A 17,454-nucleotide genomic window follows, 5' to 3' on the forward strand; every position below is an offset into this window, starting at 1 on the left:
TCCACGCAGGTTACGGCAGCCCCATGTACGGGCGGAAGGCCTTCCGCCCCTACGGACAATGGACAAAGGGAAATCCCTATGTATAAAATTCCCTGCGATATCGTGACCGGTTTTTTAGGAAGTGGAAAGACGACGCTTCTGAAATATGTACTGCAACACGGCCTCAACAACCGCCGGGTAGCCATTGTCATGAACGAATTGGGTGATCTGGGGGTGGATGGAAAAGTAATCAAAGATCTGGAAGCGGTTGAAAAGTTGGTAGAACTGGATAACGGCTGTATTTGCTGTTCCATTGGATTTCGCTTTGCCCTGGCCATACAGGAAATTGTTGAAACGACAAATCCAGAACTGATTATCATCGAAACCACCGGCGTCGCCGAACCCCAACCCCTCCTTCAAGAGTTGGGGGTTGCCGGTCTTACCCTGGATGCGGTGATCACGGTTGTAGATGCAGAAAATCTGTTGGGGATTCATTCTCAAAGCGTGGTTACGGAAAAACAGATTGAAGCAGCCGATTTTATCGTTCTGAACAAGATCGACCTGGTTGATGAAAAACACCTCCGTAAAGTTGAAAAGTATCTTCAAAAACTGAATGACCGGGCGCTTCTTCTACCTACTTCCTATGGTCAGGTTAAAACCGATCTTTTATTCGGTACGAGCGTACGGAATTATCGGGAAAAACTTCGTACCTCCCCATCGGGTCCCCATACAGAAGGCCACTCCCATCTGGAACAGGACGAAATCTCCGCTTTCATCTATAAGGGTGAGAACCTTCTGGAACGTAAAAAGTTCGAGCGTTTTCTCTCCGAGTTACCTTCCCATGTCTATCGGGCTAAGGGATTCATGAAATTCATCAACGAAAGCATGCCGTCCCTGTTTAACTACACCTGCGGACGGTTTGATTTTAATTGGTATACCTTGAAAGACGGGGATCAGATCAAACCTCAAGCTGTATTCATCGGGAAGAATATCCATCTCGTTAAGGAAAAAATACTTAAAAACCTGGAAAAATGTGAGATCCGAGCCTGAACTGCCTGGAAATTTTTTCTTCCCGGGGTTTAGATACTATCCTGAGCTTCATCTCTACAAAATATAACAGGGTCTTGTAGGGATTTGGTAACTGCGCCCCTACAACCCGTAGGGGCGGAAGGCCTTCCGCCCGTATATTGAATGTCTACATTATCTTAAAAAAGGAGTAGGATGCTGCATGGTCTGGCATGCAAACCCCAGCCTCCCCTACCCATATAAGAGTATAAACCCATCGGGTTTTATGGTTGATGAGGGTTGAATTGGAAAAACGAGAGTCTAAAAATTAGACGTTTCTTCCTAAAAGGTATTCTCTTCTTTTAAAAAAGAAACTTCCCTAAAAAGGAAAGTAAAAAATTGTCAGATTATAGGTCTGAAAGTTAGACCTTTTCTTTATCAGGCCCTCCGTTACGAACTATATTCTGGTTCTTCGCCTACCCTCTGGATGGTTCAAACTTTTGGCTCCCATTTTATAAGGTGGTACTTGAATTGCAAAAGGAAGTAGTTACATAACTCACAAGAGTTTAATTAGAGTACGGGCGGAAGGCCTTCCCCGCCCGTACAAGGTATCTGTTTCGGTGAAAATCTCAAATATTTTCTGTGTGAAATCCACGGTGTTGATAACATCTGACCCTATGATTAAAGAACAACAAAATTATAAAGAAATGAAGGCTGACTACAAGGATGTGAAGAAACCGTCCTCTGCTGGTTAAAAGCCGAGATATTTTGGTGGGAATTTGATAAGGAATATGCAGAATCGACCCAATTTCTTAATCAAGAAAGGAATAATCCATGAGAGTATTAGTCACAGGGCATAAAGGTTATATTGGAATGGTGATGGTTCCTATGCTTCTAAAGGCGGGGCATAGGGTAGTAGGATTAGATACGAATTTTTACGAGACATGCACGTTTGGAAGTGACGTTGACCTCGTTCCAGAAATAAGAAAGGATCTGCGGGATGTAGAAGCATCTGATCTGAAAGGTTTTGATGCAGTTATTCATTTAGCTGCGTTATCCAACGATCCGCTGGGAGATTTAAACCCGGACTTAACTTACGATATCAATCATAAAGCAACGGTTCGTTTGGCTGAGATAGCCAAACAAGTTGGGATTTCCCGCTTTCTTTTTTCCTCATCCTGTAGTAATTATGGGGCTGCTGGGGATGCTTTACTGAATGAAGAAGCCCCTTTTCATCCGGTTACCGCCTATGGAATTTCAAAAGTACGTGCCGAACAAGACCTGGTAAAGCTGGCCGACGATAATTTCTCCCCCATCCTTCTCCGTAGTGCAACGGCTTACGGGGTATCCCCTCGTTTACGCCTTGATGTGGTTCTCAACAATCTGACAGCTTCCGCTTTCATAACCGGTAAAATCTTTTTGAAAAGTGATGGGACTCCCTGGCGACCTATTGTTCATATTGAGGATATTTCTCGTGCCTTCCTGGCTGTACTCCAGGCCCCCCGTGAACTTGTACATAATCAAGCATTTAATGTCGGCAGACCAGAAGAAAATTATCGTATTCGTGAGATAGCAGAGATAGTTAAACAAACGATTCCCCATTGTTACATTGAATTTGCAAAGGATGCAGGCCCGGATAAACGATGTTACCGGGTAGATTCCGGTAAACTGATCCGTACCCTACCTGAATATAAACCCCAGTGGAATGCCAGACAGGGAGCCGAACAACTTTATAAAGCTTACCAACAAGTCGGACTGACGATCACAGACTTTGAAGGTCCAAAATACAAACGAATTGATCAGATTAAGAAACTGATCCATGAGGGCCGATTAGACGAGAACCTGCGCTGGCGTGATAAATAGGAGGAATTTTGTGATGATAAATATTCCGAGTTGTAGATTTTGTGGTTTTGGTTTACGTCACATCTTTGTGGATTTAGGAATGCTTCCTCTTTGTGAAAGTTATATAAGCGAGGATCAACTCAACCGGATGGAGCCGTTCTATCCCCTCCATCCCTACGTCTGCGAGCGTTGTTTTCTGGTTCAACTGGAGGTCTATGTAGCTCCTGAAGAAATATTTTCGGAATATGCCTATTTCTCATCCTATTCGGATAGCTGGGTCCAGCATGCCAAACAATATGTAGAAATGATTACGAAACGGCTTGGGCTGAATGACCGGAGTTTAGTCATAGAGCCGGCCAGTAACGATGGCTACCTGCTTCAACACTTTGTGGCTATGGGGATACCGGTTCTGGGAATCGAACCTGCAGCTAATGTTGCCAAAGCCGCCATAGCTAAAGGAGTTCCAACGCTAGTTAAGTTCTTCGGGGAGGAATTAGCCCGTGAATTGCTCGCCGAAGGTAAACAGGCCGATCTCTTAGTGGGTAATAATGTATTAGCTCAGGTACCCGATTTGAATGATTTCGTGAAGGGCCTGAAAGTACTCCTTAAACCCCAGGGCGTTATTACCCTGGAGTTCCCCCATCTCATGCGCCTGGTGGAGGAAAATCAATTCGATACGATTTACCACGAACATTTCTCCTATTTTTCCTGGTTTACCACCGAAAAGATATTTGCAAAACATGGATTGAAGCTTTTTGATGTGGAAGAACTCCCGACCCATGGTGGTTCGTTAAGAATCTATGCCTGTCACGCAGGGAACTCTGCTCAATCTGTAAGTGAGAGGGCCAGGGAACTTAAATCTAGAGAAGAAGCCGCCGGAATTACCCATCTGACCTATTATACTTCCTTTGCCGAAAAAGTGAAGGAAACCAAGCGTAAACTCTTAGAACTCCTGATCGGTATCAAACGATCGGGAAAATCTATTGTCGGATACGGCGCTCCGGGTAAAGGAAATATTTTATTGAACTACTGTGGTATCCGATCTGATTTTCTGGATTATACCGTGGATCGTAACCCTTATAAACAAGGTAAGTTTTTACCGGGAACCCATATTTCTATCTTTCCGCCGGATAAAATCAAGGAGACTCAACCGGATTACGTGATGATCCTACCCTGGAATTTCAAAGACGAAATTATGGAACAGATGGCGTACATACGGAATTGGGGAGGTCAATTCCTTGTACCTATCCCCGAGCCAAGGATTTATCCATGATTTTTAAGCCAACAAAACTCAAAGGTGCTTACCTTATCGAGCTGGAAAGACGAGAAGACGAGCGTGGCTTTTTTGCCCGTTCCTGGTGCCGGCGGGAGTTTGAAGCACATGGGCTCAATCCAAGATTGGTACAGTGTAACATCTCTTTTAACAAGAAAAAGGGTACCTTGCGGGGAATGCACTATCAAGCTCCCCCCTATCAGGAGGCTAAATTGATTCGATGTACTGCCGGAGCTATCTACGATGTGATTATCGATTTACGTCAGAACTCCGAAACCTATAAGGAATGGATTGCTGTGGAACTCACGGCAGAGAATCGCAAAATGTTATACGTACCGGAAGGTTTTGCCCATGGATTTCAGACTTTGATGGACAATACCGAAGTGTTTTATCAGATGTCCGAATTTTACATGCCCCTCTACAGCCGGGGGATACGTTGGAATGATCCCCAGTTTAAGATTATCTGGCCTGAAACCGAGGAACGCATCATCTCGTTAAAGGATCAAACTCATCCAGATTTTGAAGTGGGCAGATAAAATAAACCTATGGGGCTACGGGTAGAACAAATCATGGATTCGTCTCAGGTAAAACCTGGTCCACCGTAGGGCGTAGTAAGGGCGGAAGGCCTTCCGCCCGTACATGTAAGGCCTGGGAACCGAATCTGTTAGAAAAATGGATATAGCTCAACTTACTGCGATTTTAAAACCTGACGAAATCGGTCAAGAGATGTATCACCTCATCTCTGAGTTGTATCCTATCTGCCGGAGTATTACGGGAGATGGTTTCCGACAGACCCTGCAGATAATTAAAAATTACATTCCCTTAAACAGGTATGAAGTTCCAACCGGGACTCAGGTGTTCGACTGGACGGTTCCCAAAGAATGGAACATCCGTGATGCCTATGTAAAAAATTCAAAGGGTAAGAAGATTATAGATTTCAAGAAATCTAACCTGCACGTTGTAAATTATAGCATACCGATCAAGACCAAAGTATCCCTGGCCGAGTTACGGGAACATCTTTTCACACTACCAGAGTATCCGGATTGGATCCCCTATCGAACCTCCTACTACAAGGAAAACTGGGGTTTCTGTCTAAGTCACAAGCAATTATTGGAGTTAGAGGAAGATGAATATGAAGTGTGTATTGACGCTTCCCTGGAAAAAGGTCATTTAACCTATGGAGAATATTACCTTCCAGGAAAAAGTTCAGAGGAAATCCTCCTGACCTGTCATACCTGTCATCCCTCACTTTGCAATGATAATCTCTCGGGTATTTCCCTGGTAACCTTCCTGGCCAAACAACTAGGTTCCCTTTCACTCAGATACTCCTATCGATTTCTTTTCATTCCAGGAACCATCGGTTCTATTACCTGGCTCTGTTTAAATGAAACCCATGTGTCCAGGATCAGGCATGGACTGGTAGTAGCCAACGTAGGAGATTCGGGTAAGTCCACCTATAAGAAAAGTCGCCGGGGAGATGCAGAAATAGATAAAGCGGTCAGTCACATCTTAAAGCATTCCGGTCAAGATTATGAGATTTTAGACTTCTCCCCCTATGGTTATGACGAAAGGCAGTTTTGTTCGCCTGGATTTAATCTCCCTGTGGGATGTCTCATGAGAACCCCCCAGGGTCGTTTTCCGGAGTACCACACCTCAGCAGACAATCTGGATTTCGTTCGACCGGAGTATCTGGCAGATTCCTTTTCAAAATACCTGGCCGTTTTGAATGTTCTGGAGAATAACAAGAAATATTTGAACAAAAATCCCAAGTGCGAACCCCAGTTAGGTAAAAGGGGATTATACCGGGCAATGGGAGGGCAAAAAGATGTGGGAACTTTTGAGCTGGCCCTACTTTGGGTTCTGAATCTGTCCGACGGTAACCACACGCTGTTGGATATCGCAGACAGATCTGGTTTAAAGTTCGATTTAATTAAAAATGTGGCAGACGTTCTCATGGAGCATGATTTGCTGGAGGAACTTTCAGATTAAGTAGGGGCGGAAGGCCTTCCGCCCCTACAATTTATTGCAAATCATCAAGGCCAAAGGAGAGATTCAGATGAAAGTCGTTTTATTTTGTGGTGGTCTGGGAATGCGGTTAAAAGAATATTCTGAAACCATTCCCAAGCCCCTGGTACATATCGGATACCGACCCATACTGTGGTATGTAATGAAGTATTATGCCCATTATGGATATAAAGATTTTATCCTCTGCCTGGGTTATAAGGCGGATACCATCAAGAACTATTTCCTGGATTACAAGGAGTATCTTTCCAATGACTTTATTTTATCCAATGGAGGCAGAGAGCTCCAGCTCTTCAATCGAGATATTCAAGACTGGAAAATTACTTTTGTAGATACCGGTCTAAATTCAAACGTCGGTCAGAGGTTAAAAGCCGTTGAAAAATATTTAGAAGGAGAAGAAATATTCCTGGCCAATTACACCGATGGCCTCACCGATTTTTATCTTCCGAACTTGATAGATTATTTTCTTAAAAATGATAAGATAGCATGCTTTCTCTCTGTGAGACCGAATCATAGCTTTCATATTGTTTCAGCCCAAGAGGATGGAACAGTAACCGGCATACAAAGTTTAGCTGAGTCGGATATCTGGATAAACGGGGGATTTTTCGTCTTTAAAAGGGAAATTTTCGATTACATAAAGCCGGAAGAAGACTTGGTTCAAGAACCCTTTTTGCGGCTTATTGAGAAGAAAGAACTCATCACCTGGAAGTATGAGGGATTCTGGATGTGTATGGATACCTTTAAAGATAAGCAAATTTTAGATGAGATGTATGCCCGGGGAGATACCCCCTGGGAAGTGTGGAAACCTTCTAAGCTAAGAACAAAATCAATCCAAATCTCACTCTAAAGATTAAAAAAACGAAGGGCGGAGGGCCCTCCGCCCGTACAGGGGGCGGAAGGCCTTCCGCCCCTACGGTTAAATTTCCATAATTATAAGAGATGATTATAAATGGAAACTAAATCAGTCAGATCTCTTTATCAGCTTTCAGGCCAAAGGGTGTTCGTTACCGGTGCCAGTGGATTTATCGGATCCCATTTATGTTCCCGTCTGTGTAAGAGTGGTGCAGAAGTGCATGCTATTTCCAGAATAAAACGCTCCAGAGGGGAGAGCGGCCCTTTTTGGTGGCAAGGAGATTTAGCGGAAATAGAGCAGGTTCGGAATCTTCTAAGGAATATTAAGCCCGATTTAATCTTTCATCTGGCGAGCTATGTAGCCGGGTCTCGGGATGCGAGCTCTGTCATGACGACCTTTCGTAACAACCTGGTCAGTACTTTGAACCTTTTAATGGTAGTAAATGAAATCGGCTGTAAACGAATTATCCTGGCCGGTTCCCTGGAAGAACCAGAACAAGGGGATCTATCGGCCGTTCCCTGTTCACCCTATGCCGTGGCCAAGTGGGCGGGAAGTGCTTATGCCCGTATGTTTCACGCGCTTTATCAACTTCCTGTCGTTATTCTACGTATCTTCATGGTTTATGGACCCGCCCAACAGGATCTACAGAAGCTTATCCCGTATACGATACTTTCTTTACTCCGGGGAGAGGCTCCAAAGCTCACCAGTGGCCGAAGACCGGTTGACTGGATCTATGTTGAAGATGTGGTAGAGGGATTTCTTGCTGCAGCCCAGGCAGCCCATATAGAAGGCAGCACCGTGGATATAGGATCGGGAAATCTGGTTTCCATTCGTACCCTCGTAGAACACCTGGTTCGTTTGATCAATCCACAAATTCAACCTCTATTCGGGGCTTTAAGTGAAAGACCTCTTGAACAAATACGAGTCGCCGATACAGCAACATCATATGCCCTGATAGGATGGAAGGCTACAACTTCCTTAGAAGCAGGATTAAAACGAACGGTCGACTGGTATAGAAAGTACGGGCGGAAGGCCTTCCGCCCCTACTTTAGGGGGTCTCCATAAAGGAGAAATTATCTTATATGCAAATAAATGAATCTAAGAAAAAATATAGCTTGAATCTAAAGGCTGGAGAAATTGTGGAAGTACGAAGTCCAGACGAAATCCTTCGTACCCTCGATGAAAAGGGTAGATTAGAAGCTCTTCCCTTCATGCCGGAAATGCTCAAGTATTGTGGCAAAAGATTCAAAGTTTATAAAAGAGCCGATAAAACTTGTGATACCATCGAAAAAACTGGATGTAGACGAATGGTAAATACCGTACATCTGGAAGGATTAAGATGTGATGGAGAAGCTCATGGGGGCTGTGAAGCGGGATGTTTACTATTTTGGAAGGAGGCCTGGCTTAAAAGGGTAGAAGTACGGGCGGAAGGCCTTCCGCCCCTACGGGCTGAAGAACCCCTTTGTACCCTCGAGACGCTTTTTAAAGCAACCCGAAGTGAGGTCGTCCCCTGTACCTCAGATAGGGAGGGGGAAGTATTTTCTTGCCAGGCGACGGAATTACGAAGAGCCACATCGGACCTTTCCCGGTGGGATCTCCAGCATTACCTCAGGGACTTAAGATCCGGTAATCGGAGTATCCTGGAGGTTCTTCACACCCTATTTTTCGAGATTTTCAATGAAATTCTCCATGTAGGTATCGGTTATAGAGCCTTGTTATGGCTCTTTAATACCTTTCAAAAAATTCGAGGTAAGGATCCTTATCCCTATCTACAAGGAAAGCTTAAGAAAACCCCGTCGGCGGTATTAAATCTTAAACCCGGAGAACTTGTTCGGGTTAAAAGCCATAAAGAAATCTTAGAAACCCTGGATGTAAACAATAAAAATCGAGGTTTATCCTTTGATGTGGAGATGACCCTTTATTGCGGAGGGACCTATCGAGTCGCCAGGAGGGTCCAAAAGATCATCCATGAAAAAACAGGAAAAATGATAAAATTACCCAATGACTGCATTATCCTCGAAGACGTGATTTGTAAAGGGGTTTACCATCAGCTTTGTCCACGAAGTATCTTTCCATATTGGAGAGAAATATGGCTCGAGAAAGTCGAAGAACCTTCACAAAAGGAAACAAGAAATGCTTAAATTGAACTTTACTAAAGGGAGTAACTCAGATTACAGGATTTTGTGCCTGGGCTCCCATTGCGACGATATTGAAATCGGTTGTGGGGGCACTCTCCTCAGGCTATTAGAAAGTCTGGAAAAGAGTATAGTTTACTGGATCGTTTTTAGTTCCACCCCGCAAAGAGCCTCAGAAGCTTTAAAAAGTGCTGATCTCTTTTTAAAGCAAACGACCGAAAAGAATATTATCATCAAGGATTTTAGAGACGGTTTTTTTCCCTTTGTTGGTAAGGAAATCAAAGAATATTTTGAACGGCTAAAACAAGAATTTTCTCCCGACCTCATTTTTACCCATTACCGAAATGATTTACATCAAGACCATCGGTTCATTTCTGAACTCACCTGGAATACTTTTAGAAATCATTTTATCCTCGAGTATGAAATAATTAAATATGATGGCGATCTAGGATCTCCTAATTTCTTCGTACATTTAGATGAATCAACCTGCCATAGAAAGATTGAATATCTTCTCAACAGTTTTAAAACTCAGCAAGCCAAACATTGGTTTACAGCAGATACCTTTTTGTCCTTACTCCGGATCCGGGGCGTCGAATCCAACGCACCGTCTAAATATGCTGAGGCTTTTTATTGTAGAAAAGTAGTTCTTTAAGAATTTTAATCTCCATAACTTAACTATAGCTTGATTATAACTTATTTAAAGACTGGTACTTATAGATAAGTTACAATTTGGGCTAGGAGTTATTCCATGAATACTCGTAGACCCTCTATAAGTGTTGGGTTACCGGTATATAACGGTGAAAGGTTCCTAAGAGAAGCGCTGGATTCAATATTAGCTCAGACTTTTGAGGATTTTGAACTGATCATCTCAGATAACGCCTCAACAGATGGTACAGAACAAATTTGCAAAGACTATGCGGCTAAAGATCCGCGAATTCGGTATTTTCGGAACGATATAAATTTAGGTGCCTCCAAAAATTTTAATCGTGTTTTTGAGTTATCCTCAGGAGAATACTTCAAGTGGATGTCGGCAGATGATAAGTGTGCTCCTACCTTTCTGGAAAAGTGTAAAGAAGTTTTAGACAGGCACCCCGAGGTGGTTCTCTGTTATCCTAAAACAAATATTATTGATGAATTCGGACAGGTTGTCCGTCAATATGACGACTGCCTTGATCTACGATTTCCCCGAGCCAGAGACCGTTTTTACCAGTTATTTCTTAGATTAAGCCTGTCTAATGCCATGTTTGGACTCATACGTTCAGATCTATTAAGTAAAACTTCACTTCTTGGAAATTATATCGCCTCGGATATTGTTTTACTTGCAGAACTGACTTTATACGGTCAATTTTTTGAGCTACCCGAGTATTTATTTTTTCGACGAATTCATCCACAGGCTGCAAGTAGTGATCCTTCTGTAGAAAGGCAGCAGGCACATTATGATCCTAAGACCGTGGGAAATATTTCCTTAACCTCCTGGAGGCATCTGGTCGAGCATTTTCGCTCTATCAAGCGCGCTCCCCTTGATTTTGTTGAAAAGTTATACCTGATCCTTACCGTTTTAAAACTTACCCGGTGGGATGCAAAACAATTGATCCTGGAGTTAATACAGGCTCTCAAAATTCTCAGACAGAGGCTGTTCCACTCTTTAAAGAAGAACTTAATTTTAGGCTAAAGCCTTTTGAAGGCGTCAGCTATAAACCTGAGTTTGTTTCTTGAACCCGGCTTAATTCTTTGATATGATTGCAGATCTTAAAAACATTGCAAAACATACTTCCATTTATACCCTGGGTAATATCCTGACTAAAGTGGTCGGTTTTTTTATGATTCCCATTTATACCCACTATCTCAGTACATCAGATTACGGTATTTTAGAACTACTCACCCTTACCTCAACTATTTTAGCCATGATTTTAGGATTGAGACTCCCTTCTGCCTTGGTAAGATTCTATCCTGAATCCGAGAACATGAAGGATAAAAACAGACTGGTGAGTACCATCCTGATGACTGTTGTGGTTATTTCGGTGGGTGCTCTGTGTTTTCTTCTTCCAAGCAGAGAATTTATCTCTCGCTGGGTATTTGGAAGTGAAGCGTATAGCCGGCATTTTACGTTCATATTTGTGAGTTTAGCGTTTGAACTCTGTAACGCAGTTTCTTACACCTATTTAAGGATTTTAGAAAAATCTGGTTACTTTACTGTAGTCTCTCTTTTACAACTTGTTTTGGGGCTTTCTTTAAATATTTATTTTATTGTTGGATTAGGGTGGGGGGTATTGGGAATTCTCATGAGTATGGTTATTTCTAATGGTCTTATCTGCCTGCTTCTGGTTGGATATATGCTTTTGAAAGTAAAATTCCATCCTGATATCTCTCAGATACCTATGTTACTCAAGTACACCGCGCCTCTTATACTTAGCGGTTTTTTTATATTTATCCTGAATATGGGGGACCGTTTTCTTCTGAATCGGCTTGCAGACCTCAATGCAGTAGGTATCTATTCCTTAGGATATAAGTTCGGAATGATGCTAAATATCTTTGTGGGAGACCCTTTTCACTTAACCTGGGCTCCTAAAAGAGTTGAGATTTATAAGCGTTGGATAAACAGAAATGAAGTTTTCAGGCAAGTTACTACTTATTTAATTCTTATTCTGGCTTTTGTGGGGTTAATCATTTCTATACTTATCAAAGACGTACTCATTTTCATTGCTGCACCAGAATTTTTGCCTGCTTATCGCGTTGTACCCTGGGTCGTTTTAGGTTACGCATTTTACATCCTGTATTATGTTGTGGATATAGGAATTTTTATGAATAACAAAAATTTTTGGTATCTTACTATCAGCTTCCTGGCTGCAACCCTTAACCTAGGCTTAAACTTTTTACTCATTCCCCGGCTAGGTTTTATGGGTGCGGCCATCAGCACAACCGTATCTTTCGCCTTCTGTCCTGTTATGGCATTTTTCATTTCACAAAAGTACTATCCTGTTCCCTATGACTTTGTCCGAATTCTTAAAATAATTCTATCGGCCTTAGCCATTTATTGGATAAGTTCTCAGATATCGATTCCGTTGCCTCTTCTGGATATTTTAGTTAAACTGGTCATGATAATTTCTTATCCCATAACCCTTTATTTAATAGGATTCTTCGAACCGGAAGAGATCTTTTTTATTAAAGGTCGATTATTTCAAAGGTTGGGTCTGGTATCTTAAAAAGCAAATTCCCCTCCCAAAAGATTTTCTTCCCGTTCCAGCTACTCCTTATCAAAAAGGATATACCAGGTTCCATTACCTGGTCTCCAGACCGCTAATTCTGCCTTTCCATCTCCATTGTAGTCTGCAGGGATCGGTATATCATCAGGCAGGCCCCATAAGGTTACCCGGCTATCCCCACCTGAGAAATGGATATACCAGGTTCCCTCATCGGGTCGCCAAACGGCCAGATCTGCCCTCCCATCCCCATCATAATCGGCAGGTACCAGCTCATCACCGGGTAGGCCCCATTTTTCTATAAAGAAACCTCCTCCTGAGAAACTGATATACCAGGTTCCCTCATCGGGTCGCCAAACGGCCAGATCTGCCCTCCCATCCCCATCATAATCGGCAGGTACCGGAATATCGTTATTTTGCCCCCACCTTATCAGGATCAAAGACCCTCCATGGGAAGGTCTGATAATCCACGTACCTAGAGACGGTCGAAAGACCGCTATATCGGTTTTCCCATCCCCATCATAATCGGCAGGTACTGGAATATCTGAAGCTTTTCCAAACTTTTTTACAACAGGTCCTGTGAAAGAGTTCAGGATAAACCAGAGTCCGGTAGAGGGCTGAAAGACTGCTATATCTGCTTTATTGTCTCCATCAAAGTCACCCGGCACAACTTTATCTCCTACCTGTCCCCAGGGTTGGATAAGGCCGCTGGCGACAGTACTCAGCAAAATATACCAGCTTCCTTCCAGAGGCCGCCATACGGCTATGTCTGCCCAGCGATCTCCGTTATAATCCTGAGGTATGGGAGTATCTCCAGAAATCCCCCAACTTATAGGAAGGGAGAAGAAGTCCGGAATCAAATTGGAAGTAGGGGTTGGTGTAGCTGTAGAAATAGGTCTTGGGGTCTGGGTTGGAATTGGGGTCGGCGTTCTTGTTGGAATTAAAGTCGGCGTTGGGGTCCGAGTCGGAGTCGGGGTTGGAGTTGGAACCGGGGTCGGGGTCCGAGTCGGAGTCGGGGTCTGTATCTGTATAGGAGTAGGGGTTGAAGTTGGCGTTGGAATTGATGTAGGATCTGGTCCTGGGGTTGATGCCGGCATTGGGCTTGGAGTCGGGGTTGGTATTCCTGTTGGGATCAAAGTCGGAGTCGGAGTCGGAGTCGGAACTGGTGTTGGAGTTCGGGTCGGAGTCGGAGTTGGAGTCGGAGTCGGAGTCGGAACTGGCGTTGGAGTTCGGGTCGGAGTCGGAGTCGGGGTAGAAGCTGTATATAAACGAAGTACTACGTCGTAGCCCTGCCATGGTGCCGTAAAGTTACGTAATCCACCACCGGTGACGGTTCCTCCACTTTGAGCCACACCGTCGTGGGGTCGATACCATTCTACCTGAAAAGTGCCCGGGGCAGAAGTTAAATCGATCGTCATACTTGCCGTTATAGTTGGTTCTATCGTAGCAGATTGCCCTTCTGAACCGGCATTGGGATTGTAGACGATGAATTCAGAGGTACCCCTCTGCATCAATTTGGGACGCCAACTGTAGCCTGGTTTAATGGCAAAGGAGGTTACCAGATTGTCATTGGGTTGGAAAAGACTCAAATCAATGTTTCGATCCCTAAAATAGGACCAGATATAGGGAACAGAATCAAGACCATGAAGTTGATAACCCGTATAATTTACCCCACCGGCTCCTATCCATCGAAGATTGGGACTCCCGGTCTGAGTATAGGGATGAATGACACCCCATCGACCTCCATAGGTATACGATCCCCCGGACAGAATCCAGGACCAGAAGCTCCAGCGTATATAGAATCTTGGATCACTATATCCACTGGGTGGCCCCCCGTAGTCTTGTTCATAGTAGTCTTCACAGAATTGGACATGAAGTGGAACGGTATCAAACCTATAAGTTTTGAGTTGAGACGCTCCAGGACCTCCGGAATCCTGGAAACTGATATAACCGACCCAGTTAAGATCACCTGGAGTGGTAAATGGAAATCCTTGAAAACGGTTGGGGAGAGTAGACATTAAGTGTTTCCATGGCTCCATGGAAGCAAAGAAGTTACCTACCTCTCGATTAAAGGCTAATGTGGTACTGTTTGTGACATCTTGATCTTCACTGACCAACCACAAGAGGTTAGGAAATGCAGACCAGCGTGCGATCATGTATCGCATCGTATTGTTTCGTACCGACTGGGGTAGGCTGAACCACTGGGATTGCCATTCCATTCCAAAGAGTTGAGATTGGATGTACAACTCCGGATAATTATTAAATGTCCATATTAACCGATTCTCTGCATTTTGGAACTTGGTGAGATCATAACGGCTTGTATCTCCGGCTATCCACGGATCATTGCCGGTGTTATGACCGTTACCCCAGGAGTCTGGACCGGTAAAGGGGCTGCCTAAAGCACCCACCGGACCCAGGAGATTAATTCCCTTTGCCGCATCATCCTGGACATATTGTTGCCAGAGTGCTTCCTGATTGTGAAAAAGATACCATGCCGTATCTCCGATGGGGAAGAAGGGTCGCCCGTCATCGCTTCTCCAGGCCCGAGGATTTACAGGGTCTTTCCTGAGCAATCCGCGTAGATTCGAATTTACTGCAATGAAGGTCCCCGATTTATTATTTAATCCAGAATCCGTTGGAGAATTCGAGAACCACTGCCATGTACCGGTTTCTGTTACATAAACGCGAGCCCGCCAGGTATTACCACCATCATAGAAGGCAGATACGGTTACAGCATTTGCTGTACCGGATGGGGGAATAAATGTAACCGTTGCCGGGGTATCAAAAGGATTCATTACAGATCCATTACCAGTCAAGACAACCTCATAAGTTCCAAATTTTGCTGCAGTGGTGGAACCGCTGGTAAAGGGGGGAGGAGCGGTTTGGGCATATGCAATCCAGGAAGAAAGATTCAACCACAAAAAGAGGGTTACGAGAACTGAAAAAATAAAATCGATTCTATGGTTAAAGAAGAATTTAATAAAAAATATCTTATGTTTAACTGCTGTTTTAACTACCGACCCATACCTTTGTAAGGATTTCATCTATGAGTTTAACCAATGGTTAAAGGTTATCTATTATTTTTTTAAACACAAGATCTCATCACCTCCTTTTCAGGAGGGAATCTCATGCAGGTTTTTTATGATTAAAAATTTACACTCCTGTTTCTTTTTTGACTTCTTGTTTTTTCTTAAGGTTTATTATTTCTCATTAAAAACAGTTTTTCAATTTAATGATCCTTACCCCTGTTAAATATCTAAAGGGACCTGCTCCATTCCATTCCAGGCTTATCCTTTCACCTACCCGGATTGAAGACGGGGTATTAACCTACCTGCACGGTGAGTAATACCCATCCTTCAGAGGACCTTCCCCTCTCCCGAAGCTTCGGGAGAGGGGCTGGGAATGAGGGCAGAGAACGAAGCAAATTTAACTTTACTCCGTATTTAACCTTGCAGCCTCTTCGAGCTTTGAGCTCTCTTCCTCAATTCTCCACGTTTGATTTTACCCGTTACCGTCATAGGCAACTCCGTGACAAATTCTATCTCTCGGGGATATTCGTGGGCAGCCAATCGGGTTTTGACAAAATTTTGAATCTCCATTGCCAGGGTTGGAGAAGCGGTATATCCTTCCTTCAGGATAATGAATGCCTTTACCACGCTTCCTCGGATTTCATCCGGGACGCCGATGACGGCCGAGAGGGCTACGGCGGGATGTTTCAACAGACAATCTTCCACTTCAGCCGGACCGATCCGATAACCGGCACTGGTAATAACGTCGTCTTTGCGACCCCGGAACCAGAAATAACCGTCTTCATCGAAATGACCTATATCCCCTGTCAATAACCAGTCACCGATAAATTTCTCCCGGGTCGCCGATTCGTTTTGCCAATATCCCAGGAACATGACCGGATCGCCTTTCCTAACCGCGATTTCCCCAACTTCACCGGGTTGGAGGGGATTTCCCTTCTCGTCGACGACGGTCACCTTATGACCGGGAGTTGGTCGACCCATGGAACCGGGTTTGATGGGCATGATGACGGCACAGTTACCTACCAGCAAATTGGCTTCGGTTTGTCCATAAAATTCATTGATATCCAGACCCAGTTCAGCACGCCCCCATTCCAGCACTTCTTCTCCTAAAGGTTCTCCACCGCTAAGAACCGAGCGAAGACGTAAAGGATATTTGTTTTTGATCCCTGTGAGGGTACGTAGCATTTTTAAGGCCGTAGGTGGTAGAAAGGTATTTCGGACCTCATGTCGAACCATCAGGTCGAGGGCTTTCTCGGGATCGAATTTTTTTGCACGAAAGGCCACAACCGGAATACCGTAATGCAAACTGGGGAATAAAACATCGATCAAACCCCCAATCCAGGCCCAGTCTGCAGGAGTCCAGGAAAGATCACCCGGCTGCGGAAGGAAGTTGTTGGCCAGGTTAACACCGGGTAAATGTCCCAGTAAAACCCGATGGGCGTGTAGAGCTCCTTTAGGTGGACCTGTAGTCCCAGAAGTATAAATGATTAAAGCAGGATCCTCTGCGGTAGTTGCAAGGGGGGTAAAGCGATCCGAGGCTTTGGATAGCACCTGGGTGTAGTTGATAATTCCTTGGGGGGCCGGCTTATCCGGCCAGCCTACACAGATAATATACTCTAAATTTTCTAACCTGGGTTTTATCTCCAAAATCTTATCCAGATTCTCCACGTCAACGATAACTATTCGGGTCCGGCTATTTTGTAAACGATACTCCAGAGCATCTGGACCAAATAAGGTAAACAGGGGGATATTAATTAAACCCAGTTTGAAACCGGCCAGGTGTGCAATGACCGTCTCCGGCTGTTGGGATAACACGATCCCGAACCGATCCCCCCTGCTGATTCCCAAATGCGCCAACAGATTGGCCAGCCTGTTAGAGTAGCTTCTTAAATCTCCAAAGGTATATTTTTCTATCCGACCGGAGTTATCTTCATAAATTAAAGCCAGTTTTTTTTCATCAGAAGCCGCATGCCGGTCACAAATGTCTACGGCAATATTATAGTGCTCGGGAATGGACCATTGAAATTCACGATAAATTTTTTCATAACGGTCCTCCACGTCCATCACCTCCCTTCGAAGCATGGAGGTAGGGGAGTGTGGGAGTGTGGAGGTGAAA

General features: G+C 44.1%; 13 protein-coding genes. 11 read left to right on the forward strand and 2 right to left on the reverse strand.

Features of this window, described 5'->3' with window-relative positions:
* Window positions 1–78 precede the first annotated feature (78 nt).
* The 11 genes from VNM22_16520 (at window position 79) to VNM22_16570 (ending at window position 12,312) form a co-directional block, all read left to right on the forward strand.
* Window positions 79–1,029, forward strand: coding sequence for a GTP-binding protein (locus tag VNM22_16520; GenBank protein HWP48762.1), 951 nt, complete (start codon window positions 79–81; stop codon window positions 1,027–1,029).
* Between the two features lie 789 nt (window positions 1,030–1,818).
* Window positions 1,819–2,847: an SDR family oxidoreductase gene (locus tag VNM22_16525; protein ID HWP48763.1), complete on the forward strand. Its 1,029-nt coding sequence runs from the start codon at window positions 1,819–1,821 to the stop codon at window positions 2,845–2,847.
* Between the two features lie 13 nt (window positions 2,848–2,860).
* On the forward strand, window positions 2,861–4,099 hold the full coding sequence (locus tag VNM22_16530) for a class I SAM-dependent methyltransferase (GenBank protein ID HWP48764.1): 1,239 nt from the start codon (window positions 2,861–2,863) through the stop codon (window positions 4,097–4,099).
* The gene (rfbC, locus tag VNM22_16535) at window positions 4,096–4,635 is read left to right on the forward strand and encodes a dTDP-4-dehydrorhamnose 3,5-epimerase (protein HWP48765.1); all 540 of its coding nucleotides are present in this window, start codon (window positions 4,096–4,098) and stop codon (window positions 4,633–4,635) included. The genes VNM22_16530 and rfbC overlap by 4 nt, the downstream gene beginning before the upstream one ends.
* A 136-nt stretch (window positions 4,636–4,771) precedes the next feature.
* A complete protein-coding gene (locus VNM22_16540) occupies window positions 4,772–6,088 on the forward strand; it encodes a DUF4910 domain-containing protein (GenBank protein ID HWP48766.1) in 1,317 nt (438 codons plus the stop codon).
* Between the two features lie 67 nt (window positions 6,089–6,155).
* On the forward strand, window positions 6,156–6,968 hold the full coding sequence (locus VNM22_16545; GenBank protein ID HWP48767.1) for a sugar phosphate nucleotidyltransferase: 813 nt from the start codon (window positions 6,156–6,158) through the stop codon (window positions 6,966–6,968).
* Window positions 6,969–7,070: 102 nt separating this feature from the next.
* Window positions 7,071–8,039 carry an NAD-dependent epimerase/dehydratase family protein gene (locus VNM22_16550; protein ID HWP48768.1) on the forward strand — a complete coding sequence of 323 codons (969 nt, stop codon included), beginning with the start codon at window positions 7,071–7,073 and terminating at the stop codon, window positions 8,037–8,039.
* A gap of 17 nt (window positions 8,040–8,056) precedes the next feature.
* Entirely contained in the window at window positions 8,057–9,115 is a 1,059-nt protein-coding gene (locus tag VNM22_16555; protein ID HWP48769.1) for a hypothetical protein, read from the forward strand.
* The gene (locus VNM22_16560) at window positions 9,108–9,761 is read left to right on the forward strand and encodes a PIG-L deacetylase family protein (protein ID HWP48770.1); all 654 of its coding nucleotides are present in this window, start codon (window positions 9,108–9,110) and stop codon (window positions 9,759–9,761) included. The genes VNM22_16555 and VNM22_16560 overlap by 8 nt, the downstream gene beginning before the upstream one ends.
* A 96-nt stretch (window positions 9,762–9,857) precedes the next feature.
* Window positions 9,858–10,781: a glycosyltransferase family 2 protein gene (locus tag VNM22_16565; protein HWP48771.1), complete on the forward strand. Its 924-nt coding sequence runs from the start codon at window positions 9,858–9,860 to the stop codon at window positions 10,779–10,781.
* A gap of 64 nt (window positions 10,782–10,845) precedes the next feature.
* Entirely contained in the window at window positions 10,846–12,312 is a 1,467-nt protein-coding gene (locus VNM22_16570) for an oligosaccharide flippase family protein (protein HWP48772.1), read from the forward strand.
* 41 nt (window positions 12,313–12,353) lie between these two features.
* On the opposite strand, the gene VNM22_16575 is transcribed toward VNM22_16570, so the two are convergent.
* Both VNM22_16575 and VNM22_16580 read right to left on the reverse strand, forming a co-directional pair.
* Window positions 12,354–15,353: an FG-GAP-like repeat-containing protein gene (locus tag VNM22_16575; protein ID HWP48773.1), complete on the reverse strand. Its 3,000-nt coding sequence runs from the start codon at window positions 15,351–15,353 to the stop codon at window positions 12,354–12,356.
* A gap of 399 nt (window positions 15,354–15,752) precedes the next feature.
* Window positions 15,753–17,402 (reverse strand): acyl-CoA synthetase, encoded by a 1,650-nt coding sequence (locus tag VNM22_16580; GenBank protein ID HWP48774.1) that lies wholly within the window; start codon window positions 17,400–17,402, stop codon window positions 15,753–15,755.
* Window positions 17,403–17,454: the final 52 nt, after the last annotated feature.

The organism is Candidatus Limnocylindrales bacterium (assembly GCA_035559535.1).
Taxonomy (GTDB): domain Bacteria; phylum Moduliflexota; class Moduliflexia; order Moduliflexales; family JAUQPW01; genus JAUQPW01.

Coding starts and splice junctions, on each gene's coding strand:
- VNM22_16530 (HWP48764.1), top strand. CDS start 2,861: ATGATAAATATTCCGAGTTGTAGATTTTGTGGTTTTGGTTTACGTCAC.
- VNM22_16575 (HWP48773.1), bottom strand. CDS start 15,353: ATGAAATCCTTACAAAGGTATGGGTCGGTAGTTAAAACAGCAGTTAAA.
- VNM22_16555 (HWP48769.1), top strand. CDS start 8,057: ATGCAAATAAATGAATCTAAGAAAAAATATAGCTTGAATCTAAAGGCT.
- VNM22_16560 (HWP48770.1), top strand. CDS start 9,108: ATGCTTAAATTGAACTTTACTAAAGGGAGTAACTCAGATTACAGGATT.
- VNM22_16570 (HWP48772.1), top strand. CDS start 10,846: ATGATTGCAGATCTTAAAAACATTGCAAAACATACTTCCATTTATACC.
- VNM22_16540 (HWP48766.1), top strand. CDS start 4,772: ATGGATATAGCTCAACTTACTGCGATTTTAAAACCTGACGAAATCGGT.
- VNM22_16580 (HWP48774.1), bottom strand. CDS start 17,402: ATGGACGTGGAGGACCGTTATGAAAAAATTTATCGTGAATTTCAATGG.
- VNM22_16550 (HWP48768.1), top strand. CDS start 7,071: ATGGAAACTAAATCAGTCAGATCTCTTTATCAGCTTTCAGGCCAAAGG.
- VNM22_16565 (HWP48771.1), top strand. CDS start 9,858: ATGAATACTCGTAGACCCTCTATAAGTGTTGGGTTACCGGTATATAAC.
- VNM22_16520 (HWP48762.1), top strand. CDS start 79: ATGTATAAAATTCCCTGCGATATCGTGACCGGTTTTTTAGGAAGTGGA.
- VNM22_16545 (HWP48767.1), top strand. CDS start 6,156: ATGAAAGTCGTTTTATTTTGTGGTGGTCTGGGAATGCGGTTAAAAGAA.
- VNM22_16525 (HWP48763.1), top strand. CDS start 1,819: ATGAGAGTATTAGTCACAGGGCATAAAGGTTATATTGGAATGGTGATG.
- rfbC (HWP48765.1), top strand. CDS start 4,096: ATGATTTTTAAGCCAACAAAACTCAAAGGTGCTTACCTTATCGAGCTG.